The 2187-nt window shown below is 49.7% G+C and carries 4 protein-coding genes; all 4 read right to left on the minus strand.

Annotation, left to right across the window (positions count from 1 at the left end):
• Positions 1–923 (minus strand): coiled-coil domain-containing protein (locus B9N89_RS31090; RefSeq protein ID WP_143478323.1); only part of this gene is annotated, 923 nt, incomplete at its 3' end.
• 122 nt (positions 924–1045) lie between these two features.
• Entirely contained in the window at positions 1046–1357 is a 312-nt protein-coding gene (locus B9N89_RS31095; RefSeq protein WP_132325715.1) for a phage tail assembly protein, read from the minus strand.
• Positions 1358–1365: 8 nt separating this feature from the next.
• Positions 1366–1875: a phage major tail tube protein gene (locus B9N89_RS31100; protein WP_132325713.1), complete on the minus strand. Its 510-nt coding sequence runs from the start codon at positions 1873–1875 to the stop codon at positions 1366–1368.
• Positions 1876–1878: 3 nt separating this feature from the next.
• On the minus strand, positions 1879–2187 hold a 309-nt coding region (locus tag B9N89_RS31665; RefSeq protein ID WP_327356521.1), incomplete at its 5' end, for a phage tail sheath C-terminal domain-containing protein.

Here is a 2187-nt window from a genome sequence, read left to right on the forward strand (position 1 = left end):
TCTTCCTGCTTTTTTACTTTAGAGTTAGTCCTATCAAAGGCCTGAGTGGCTGCCGCTTGGGCCTTCTTTGCGGATCCCAGTGACTTATTGTGTTCTCTAAGGGCAGCCCGATGCCTTTGGATGGCATTCTTTGACTCAAGGATCTTTTCCTTTGTTCTTGCTGCTGAACTCGAAAGCTCTTTCATGCGGTCAGAATGGGCTTTAAGAGCGGCTTTACCTTGCTCAAGAGCAGTTTGCTGCTCGCCGAGACTTCGGCTAAGAGACTTTGATTCTCTGGTTTCTCTTACAAGAGCCTTGCTTGTAAGATCGATCGACTTTTTATGACGATCTTTCTCGGCAGTGAGTTTAGCGATCAGAGCTGCCTGCTTCTTATCGGTACTCGATTGTCCCTTAGCTGCGCTTGTTGCTTTCCTAAGGGCAGTTTCCACACCTTTTAGAGCTTTCTCCTCACGGCTAAGCTCAAGACCAAGTCTTCTCGTGCTGGCGCTGAGGGCGTGGAGCCTTTGCTCATCCTTCTTTGCGGCCTGCTCTTTTTCTTTCTGAGCCTTAGATAAGGCACGGTAGGCCGCCTTAGAATCTTTTAGAGCCTCCGTCTCCTTAAGAAGCGACTGCTTGTACTGGCGCTGCTCGGCAGCCATAGCCTTGAGCGCGCCCCTTGCTGAGTCGGTAGCCTTTGTCTTGGCTTTAAGGTCAGCATCACTTTTTCGAAGGGCATCGCTAGCTTCACCGAGCTCCCCCTTAAGGGTGGCAAGATCTTTTGCCATTGCTTTGTAGGCGTCAATCTTTTTCAAACTCTGGTCGGCTGCCCTAATCGTCTTTGAAAGGGCATTGACCTTACTCTCTGCAGACCCGAATCTTTCACTGAACGAGCGATCAAACATGGCAGCAATAGCAATGCTGACCTTTTTTCTATTCTTTGACATTAGCGTTTACCCAGATGTCGCTTGGAGGTGGCGTTTCTTCGTCGTCTTCAAGGGCTTTTACCCAGAGATCAAACTCTGCTAGACTCATTCCGATGCAAGTATCCACGGGGAGACCAAATTCTTTATATAGAATTCGCAGCAGTTTTCTGAATTTGATCTCCTCCTCTTCTCCTTCGATTTTTTTTTGGCTTGCTTAGAAGCCTTTCCACATCATCAGAAATCTCTTCCAAATCGTCAGTCGATAGCTGATCGATGAATGCCCGCGGCTTTTGAAGGATGATAGCCATGATCTCAAGGCCTCGCTCCTCTTCATCCTCAATGGACTGGGCGCGGCTGATGGCCCGAGACTGTCCGACTGTTAGAAATTCAGTGAGTTTGATTGCGGTAATTTCCTCTCCCTCAAACTCCATGGGGTAGATCAGTTCGTACTTCAATAGCTCTCCTAGAGGCCAAGGGTGGCCTTGATGTTTTGGTAGTAGTCGATGCCGGCAATGTTTCTGATGCCGTTTTCAATGTCGATCGTTGCAAGGGGGAATTGATCGAGCGTTAGGATATACCGGGTAAGGGAGACGGTGACTTCAACGCCTGCTGCCTTCATATCGCCAGGCTTCCACTGACCAGAAGCGATCTTTTTGATACCGCCCTGCATCACAGCCTTAGCCGGAACCGATTCTCCCGCCTGACCCTGAAGGGCGCCCGTTGCAATGATACCCGCCGACCCACCGAGCTGAAGGCCATAGAGTAGGAAGATCTCTTTATTAAGGGATGGAAACTTTAGGGTCGATTCCAGCTTTTCCATCCCCACATCGATCTCGATGGGTGCATCCATGCCGGCCCCGCGCCACTCCTCTGTCTTAAGAGTAAGCTCTGGAAGACTCATCTCTTCACAGATATTTCTAAAGCTGGTTCCAGTGATCGAGACTTCAAAGTTTTTGAAGAATTTTGGTAGCAAGCATTAGCCTCCTAGTGTCTTAAGGTAGTCGTTGGTGATTCGCTCTTTAAACGTTAGCCGCTCGCTAACGGGTGATGGGGTGTATTCAAAGACAAAGTAGGCCTTGCCATCTGCCAATGCGTCAGGAGTATTCGACTCTTCGTCTGGATAGCAGACGCCCCCTGCTATGGCTCCATCCCTCTGAAGGCGGGCAAGGTAGTTGGTGACGCTTGTTGCCACTTCATCAAAGTAGCGCTGACTTCCCATGTTCTTGGCAAGAGCCCAGCGATGACCAGAGATCAGAGCCTCGCGGATGGAGTTTCTGATTCTGAC

It is taken from the genome of Pseudobacteriovorax antillogorgiicola (assembly GCF_900177345.1).
Classification (GTDB): Bacteria; Bdellovibrionota_B; Oligoflexia; order Oligoflexales; family Oligoflexaceae; genus Pseudobacteriovorax; species Pseudobacteriovorax antillogorgiicola.